Origin of the sequence: Streptomyces sp. NPDC101152 (genome assembly GCF_044768275.1) — a bacterium.
GTDB lineage: Bacteria > Actinomycetota > Actinomycetes > Streptomycetales > Streptomycetaceae > Streptomyces.
This window is the reverse complement of sequence record NZ_JBIWPO010000031.1, coordinates 90,945-98,594: the sequence shown is the minus strand read 5'-3', so window position 1 is coordinate 98,594 and position 7,650 is coordinate 90,945. Positions and strand designations below refer to the sequence as shown.

Here is a 7,650-nt window from a genome sequence, read left to right as displayed (position 1 = left end):
CAGGGGCAGGGTCTCGGAGGCGGTGACCAGTTCCCGCAGCGGGTGCCGGGCCAGGACCGCGTCCACCTCCGGCGTCAACGCCGCCGCCAGACGGGCGGCCGCGGGGCGGGTCTCGTCCCGCAGGGCCGCGACGGCGCCCAGTACAACGTCACATTCCACTGGCGCGAGACCGGCCGCAGCCCGTTCGTACAGCCGCGCCCCCTCCTCCAGCACGAGATCCGTGTCCATCCCCGCCGGGATCTTGATCTGGGCGTGGTGACGCCAGGTGGTGACGGGGTCACCCCAGGCCTCCACGGTGTACGTCCACCGGCCGGGGGCGCCCGCGGTGACCGTGGCGCCCCAGCGGTCGGTGCCGGGCGCCAGCTCGCGCATCGGCGTCCAGGGGCCCGGGCGGCCCTCGGGGTCGGTGAGGACGACGTTGGCGGCGACCGCGTCATGGCCCTCGCGGAAGACGGTGGCCGAGATCTCGAACGACTCGCCGGTGACGGCCTTGGCCGGCCTGCGCCCGTGCTGCACGATCGGGCGGACGTCCAGGACGGGTATGCGCCCGACCCCGGTGGCGTCGGCCGCGGAGGGTGGCTCCGGGGTCGGCGGTGCGGCGTCGGCGGGGCGCACGAAGGGCGCTTCGGTGTCGCGCGTCGGGGGTGCTGACGTGTGGTGCGTGGCGGGCATGACCGCTCCTGTCCGCGTCATACGTGGGTGGGCGGATGGTTGTGGGGAGTGGGTCCTGCGGGTGGGGTGGTGCGTGGTGTTCCTGTGGAGTACCCGAGAGACGGGCCGGTGTACCGCAGGAGCCTTCCCACCCTATTCGGGTGGGCAATCCGGCACTTTGTTAACTACTCACGCGTATGTCTACGCACAAGACCGGCCCCGTTCGTGAACGAACGGGGCCGGAAACAGGGCTCTTCGGTGACGAGTACGACACTGTGCCCTAGGAGGGCGGCACCTGCAGGAGTTCGTCCGGTGAACCGAGGCCCCGGCCGGAGACCTTCCCGGACGCGGCCCCTTTCACGAGCGCCGTGGCCACCTGGGCCGGCGTGGCCTTCGGGTGGCCGGCCAGATACAGCGCGGCCGCGCCCGTCACGTGCGGGGTCGCCATCGACGTACCGGAGAAGGTCGCCCTTGCGGTGTCGCTCGTGTACCAGTCCGAGGTGATCGACACGCCCGGGGCGAACAGGTCGAGGGCCGAGCCGTAGTCGGAGAAGGCGGCCCGCGCGTCCTTCTGGTCACTCGCGCCGACCGTGATGGCCTCCCTCACGTCCGCCGGGGAGTACAGCGCGGCCGGCAGGCCGTCGTTGCCCGCGGCGACGGCGTAGGTGACGCCGGACGCGATCGAGTTGCGGACGGCCGCGTCCAGCTGGGCGTTGTAGGTGCCGCCCAGGCTGAGATTGGCCACGGCGGGCTTGTGCGCGTGCCGGGTCACCCAGTCGATACCCGCGATGACCTGCGACGTCGTACCCGATCCGGAGTTGTCGAGGACCCGCACGGAGACCACCCTGGCCTTCTTGGCCACGCCGTACGTCGTGCCGGCGATGGTGCCGGCGACGTGGGTGCCGTGGCCGTTGCCGTCGGAGGCGGTCGCGTCGTCGTCGACGAAGTCCCAGCCGTAGCTCGCGCGCCCGCCGAAGTCCTGGTGGCTGATCCGGATGCCGGTGTCGATCACGTAGGCGGTCACCCCGGCGCCCCCGGAGTCGGGCGAGGTGTAGCTCCCGTCCAGCGGCAGGCTCGGCTGGTCGATCCGGTCCAGGCCCCAGGACGGCGGGTTCTGCTGGGTGCGGTCGAGAGCGACGCGGGTGTCCTGGACGACCGAGGCGACCTGCGGGTCGGCCGCGAGCAGCCGGGCCTGTCTCTCGTTCGCCCTGATCGCGTATCCGTTGAGGACCGTGCCGTAAGTCTGGCTGATTTTCGCCCCGTATTTCTCGGCGATGCCCTTTCCGTCCGCCGACGGGGCCTTCGTACCCCCCTTGAGCGTCACCAGATAGCTTCCGCTGACGGAGCCGGGCTCACCGGCGCCGAGTATCCGTCCCTCCGGTGCGGCGTGCGCGGGCAGGGTGCCGGACGAGAGCGCGGCGACGCAGGCCACCGCGGTCAGGCCCCCCAGCCGGCGCAGACGCCGGGTGCGCGTCCGTGCCATGTCCGAGTTCCCCCCTCTTTCGACTGCACCTCGCAGCCTCTCGTGCGGGGTGAAGCGCCACAAGGGTGCCTACGGGGGTGGAATCGGCCATGTCCGCCATGGCGGACGGGTGAGGGTTGCGGTGATTTCCGGACTGTGTACGACTGTGCGACCCACCTTGGGTGTCCCGTGGTTCCGGACCCCCTTCGCCCGATACCGTCGATGTTGACGACGGGACGCACACCGCCGTGCGTCCTCCTGTTGTGCACGTATGCCGAGGTGGAATGTGAAGGCGATCCGGCGATTCACTGTCCGTCCCGTTCTCCCCGAACCCCTCCGGCCGCTCGGTGACCTGGCGCGCAACCTGCGCTGGTCCTGGCATGCCGAGACCCGTGACCTCTTCCAGTCCGTCGACCCCGAACGCTGGGCCGCCTCCGAGGGCGATCCCGTACGGCTCCTGGGCGGGGTGTCGCCGACGCGCCTCGCGGAGCTGGCCGAGGACCGCGCCTTCCTGCGCCGCCTCGGCGCGGTCCTGGACGACCTCGACGACTACCTGAACGGCGAGCGCTGGTACCAGGCGCAGTCCGGTGAACTGCCCGCCGCGGTCGCCTACTTCTCGCCCGAGTTCGGCATCACCGCCGCCCTGCCGCAGTACTCCGGTGGCCTCGGCATCCTGGCCGGTGACCATCTCAAGGCGGCCAGCGACCTCGGCGTCCCGCTGATCGGCGTGGGCCTGCTCTACCGGCACGGCTACTTCCGCCAGTCCCTGTCCCGGGACGGCTGGCAGCAGGAGCACTACCCGGTCCTCGACCCGAACGAGCTGCCGGTGGCGCTGCTGCGGGAGGACGACGGCAGCCCCGCCCAGGTCCGGCTGGCCCTGCCCGGCGGCAAGCAGCTGCACGCCCGGATCTGGCTGGCCCAGGTCGGCCGGGTCCCCCTGCTGATGCTCGACTCGGACGTCGAGGAGAACGACCTCGGCGAGCGCGGGGTGACCGACCGGCTCTACGGCGGCGGCAGCGAGCACCGGCTGCTGCAGGAGATGCTGCTCGGCATAGGGGGAGTCAGGGCCGTACGGACGTACTGCCGGCTCACCGGCCACCCCGCACCCGAGGTCTTCCACACCAACGAGGGACACGCGGGCTTCCTCGGCCTCGAACGCATCGCCGAACTGTGCGCCGAGGGGCTGGACTTCGACTCGGCGCTGGAAGCCGTGCGTGCCGGGACCGTCTTCACGACGCACACCCCGGTCCCGGCCGGTATCGACCGCTTCGACCGCGAACTCGTCGCCCACCACTTCGGGACCGACGCCGAGCTGCCGACCATCGATGTCGAGCGGATCCTCCAGCTCGGCATGGAGACCTACCCCGGCGGCGAACCCAACCTGTTCAACATGGCCGTGATGGGCCTGCGCCTGGGCCAGCGCGCGAACGGCGTCTCGCTGCTGCACGGTCAGGTCAGCCGGGAGATGTTCTCCGGGCTGTGGCCGGGGTTCGACCCCGAGGAGGTGCCGATCACCTCCGTCACAAACGGCGTCCACGCGCCCACCTGGGTCGCCCCCGAGGTGTTCCGGCTCGGCGCCCGGCAGATCGGCGCCCAGCGCACCGAGGACGCGCTGACCGTCGGCGGCTCGGACCGCTGGGACGCCGTCGGGGACATCCCCGACCAGGACATCTGGGAGCTGCGCCGCAACCTGCGCGAGCAGCTGGTGGACGAGGTACGGGCCCGGCTGCGCGCCTCCTGGCGCCAACGGGGCGCGGGCGACGCCGAGTTGGGCTGGATCGACGGGGTTCTCGACCCCGACGTCCTCACCATCGGGTTCGCCCGCCGGGTGCCGTCGTACAAGCGTCTGACGCTGATGCTGCGCGACCGGGACCGCCTGATGGAGCTGTTGCTCCACCCCGAGCGTCCCATCCAGATCGTCGTCGCCGGCAAGGCGCACCCCGCGGACGACGGCGGCAAACGCCTCGTGCAGGAACTGGTCCGCTTCGCCGACGACCCGCGGGTGCGCCACCGCATCGTCTTCCTGCCCGACTACGGCATGGCTATGGCGCAGAAGCTCTACCCCGGCTGTGACATCTGGCTCAACAACCCGCTCCGCCCGCTGGAGGCCTGCGGCACCTCCGGCATGAAGGCGGCCCTCAACGGCTGCCTCAACCTGTCCGTCCTGGACGGCTGGTGGGACGAATGGTTCCAGCCCGACTTCGGCTGGGCGATCCCGACGGCGGACGGCGTGGGCACGGATCCCGACCACCGGGACGACGTGGAGGCCGCGGCGCTCTACGACCTCCTGGAGCAGCGGGTGGCGCCCCGCTTCTACGAACACGGCCGGCACGGCCTGCCCGACCGCTGGATCGAGATGGTCCGCCAGACCCTGACCCTGCTCGGCCCGAAGGTGCTGGCCGGCCGCATGGTCCGCGAGTACGTCGAGCGGCTCTACACCCCCGCCGCCCACGCCCATCGCGCCATGGACCCCGACGCGGCGCGCGAACTCGCCGCCTGGAAGGGGCGGGTGCGGGGGGCCTGGCACGGCGTGCACGTGGAACACGTGGAGACGTCGGCCGTCACGACGACGGCGGAACTCGGCAGCACGCTCGGTCTCCGGGTGAGGGTGGGCCTCGGGGACCTGGGCCCGGACGACGTCGAGGTGCAGGTGGTCTCCGGCCGCGTCGACCCGGAGGACCGCATCGCCGACGCCACGACCGTCCCCCTCAAACCGGCGGGCGGCCCCGACCCCGAGGGCCGCTGGATCTACGAGGGCCCCCTGTCCCTGGAGCGCACCGGCCCCTACGGCTACACCGTCCGCATCCTCCCGACCCACCGCCTCCTCGCCTCCAGCGCGGAGTTGGGCCTGGTCACGGTCCCGTCGGAGGAGACGGCGGAGGGAGCGGGGGTACTGTTCCGCTGACCGCGCGGGGGCGGGCGGCCTGTGCCCGCCCCCTGCCGGCCAGGGAACGAGGTCGCGACCCGGCTGGCGGAAACCGGCAGGGAGGCCGGGGTCCTCGACGCGTCAGTCAGCGGCCGAGCGGCCGCCGCAGCCGTGGCCCCCGATCGTCGCCGCCTTCGGGTTCACCCCCATTGATCTGGACTGAGCGACGGTCACCACTCGGAGGTGTCGGCGCACAGTCGGCGCAGGATCTTGCCGCAGCGGCGGGCGTAGGCGGTCTGCAGGCCGCGGGTCGCCGGGCCGCCGGCCTTGGCGAACCACTTGGCGGGGCGGCTGAAGGCCGTCACGGTCAGCCAGACCGTGCCGTCCCCCGTGCGTTCCACCAGGAAGGACTCCTCGCCGCACTCGGGGTGGCCGGTCAGCGTGCCGTACGCCCAGCCGGCCCTACGGGGTTCCTCGACCGTGTAGATGACACGGCAGGGCGCCTTGATCATGCCGGCGAGGGTGACGGTGACGTCGACGTCGGGGGCGGCCCGGTCGGCGCTCGCGTCGATGCCGACCCCGAGTTCCCGGTGCATCTCCCAGGTGAGGACCGCCTCGGCCGCCCGGCGGAAGCACGCCTCGCCCTCCCCGATGCGCGTGCGCACGTCCAGGTGCCGGAAGCCCGGTGGGCAGAAACCGGCTCGCCGGGTCGCGCCGACGTCGTCGTAGGTGAAGTCGCTCGGGGGCATGGGACACAAGAGTAGGGCGGTACCCGGGGCTGCCGTCGCCCCGGGTACCGCCCGCCAACCACCCTCGGGTCAGCTCACGTTGACGGCGGACCAGGCGGCCGCCACCGCTTTGTACTCGGTGCTCCCGGAGCCGTACAGCGCGGCCGCCGCGGACAGCGTGCCCGCGCGGGCCGACTTGTAGTCGGTCGTCGACGTGAAGTACGTCGTCAGCGCCTTGTACCAGATCTGCAGCGCCTTGGCGCGGCCGATGCCGGTGACCGTGGAGCCGTTGGACGTGGGCGAGTTGTAGCTCACCCCGTTGATGGTCTTGGCGCCGCTGCCCTCCGAGAGGAGGTAGAAGAAGTGGTTCGCGACGCCGGACGAGTAGTGGACGTCGAGGTCGCCCACCGAGGAGGACCAGTAGTCGGCGCTGCCGCCGTCCTTGCTGGGCTTGTCCATGTAGCGCAGCGGGGTGCCGTCGCCGTTGATGTCGATCTTCTCGCCGATCAGGTAGTCACCCGGGTCGGAGGCGTTGTTGGCGTAGAACTCGACGCCGGTGCCGAAGATGTCCGAGGTCGCCTCGTTCAGGCCGCCGGACTCACCGCTGTAGTCCAGGCCCGCGGTGTTGGCGGTGACGCCGTGGCTCATCTCGTGGCCGGCCACGTCCAGCGAGGTGAGGGGGTGCGTGTTGCCGGAGCCGTCGCCGTAGGTCATGCAGAAGCAGGAGTCGTCCCAGAACGCGTTCACGTACGAGCTGCCGTAGTGGACGCGCGAGTACGCGCCGACACCGTCGTTCTTGATGCCGCTGCGCCCGAAGGTGTTCTTGTAGAAGTCCCAGGTCTCCTGCGCGCCGTACGCGGCGTCCGCGGCCGCCGTCACGTCGGTGCTGGAGCTGGAGGCGGTGCCGGTGCCCCACGTGTTGGTCGTGTTGGTGAACAGCGTGCCGGTACCGGAGCTGGTGCCGTGCTTCAGGTTGTACGTCTTGTGGTTGCCGCGCGAGGCGTCGGTCAGCGAGTACGTCGAGCCCGACAGCGAGGTGGTGAGGCTGACCGTGCCCGAGTACAGCGTCTTGCCGGTGCCGGTCGCGTTCTCGATGCCCTGGTACTCGAAGAGCTTCTTGCCGGTGGTGGCGTCGGTGATGACGTGCAGCTGGTTCGGGGTGCCGTCGTCCTGCAGGCCGCCGACGATCGTCTCGTAGGCGAGGACGGGCGTGCCGGAGCCGGCCCAGATGACCTTGCGGGCGCCGTCCGCGGTGGACTGGGCGGAGCCGAGGGTCTTGGCGGCGGACACGGCCTGTTTCTCCGCCTTGGCCGCGGTGATCTGCGGCTTGAGCGAGGCGACCTTGACGGCGGCCTTGGTGGCTCTGGTGACGCCCTCGGTCCTGCCGGACTTCGCGGTGTGCACCACGAGGTCGCCGCCGAGGACCGGCAGACCGGCGTAGGTGCGCTCGTAACGGGTGTGCACGGTGCCGTCGGCGTCCTTGACGACGTCCTTGACGACCAGCTTCTCCTTGGCGCCGAGGCCTATCTGCTGTGCCGTCTTCGCGACGTCGGCCTGGGCCTGCTGGATGAGCGCGGTGCGGGCGGCGGTCGACAACAGGGTCGGGGCCGCGGCCGGGTGGGCGATGGCCGGGGCCGCCTGGGTCTGGGCGGAGGCCGCACCGGTGGTCAGACCGGTGGTGAAGAGGGCTCCGGCGGCAACGGCGGTCGCGATGGCCAGAGTCGAGCGCTTGTGACGCGCGTAGAGGGGGGTCACACAAGCTCCTTCGGTGGGGGAGCTCCCACCCGGCGTGGGGCGGCCGGGTAAGAGGTTGGAGTGAAGTTGTGCGGCGGTTGTGAGGAAGCGTGACATCAGGGACGCGTACATGTCATGACCCCCACGTGATGTTGACCGAAAACCGACTCCACGGTGAACGTTTCAGGAATGTAAATGGGCGCCGCCCT

The 7,650-nt window shown here is 71.3% G+C and carries 5 protein-coding genes; 1 reads left to right on the top strand and 4 read right to left on the bottom strand.

The window, feature by feature from the left end:
* Nucleotides 1-672 (bottom strand): maltotransferase domain-containing protein (locus ACIRVK_RS31440; protein WP_404253039.1); only part of this gene is annotated, 672 nt, incomplete at its 3' end.
* Nucleotides 673-931: 259 nt separating this feature from the next.
* Nucleotides 932-2,134: a S8 family peptidase gene (locus ACIRVK_RS31435; protein ID WP_404253037.1), complete on the bottom strand. Its 1,203-nt coding sequence runs from the start codon at nt 2,132-2,134 to the stop codon at nt 932-934.
* A gap of 265 nt (nt 2,135-2,399) precedes the next feature.
* On the opposite strand from ACIRVK_RS31435, the gene ACIRVK_RS31430 reads away from it, so the two are divergent.
* The gene (locus ACIRVK_RS31430) at nt 2,400-5,018 is read left to right on the top strand and encodes a glycosyltransferase family 1 protein (protein WP_404253047.1); all 2,619 of its coding nucleotides are present in this window, start codon (nt 2,400-2,402) and stop codon (nt 5,016-5,018) included.
* 191 nt (nt 5,019-5,209) lie between these two features.
* On the opposite strand, the gene ACIRVK_RS31425 is transcribed toward ACIRVK_RS31430, so the two are convergent.
* On the bottom strand, nt 5,210-5,728 hold the full coding sequence (locus ACIRVK_RS31425; protein ID WP_404253035.1) for a DUF1990 domain-containing protein: 519 nt from the start codon (nt 5,726-5,728) through the stop codon (nt 5,210-5,212).
* A 69-nt stretch (nt 5,729-5,797) separates the two neighbouring features.
* Nucleotides 5,798-7,462 carry a M4 family metallopeptidase gene (locus ACIRVK_RS31420; protein ID WP_404253033.1) on the bottom strand — a complete coding sequence of 555 codons (1,665 nt, stop codon included), beginning with the start codon at nt 7,460-7,462 and terminating at the stop codon, nt 5,798-5,800.
* Nucleotides 7,463-7,650: the final 188 nt, after the last annotated feature.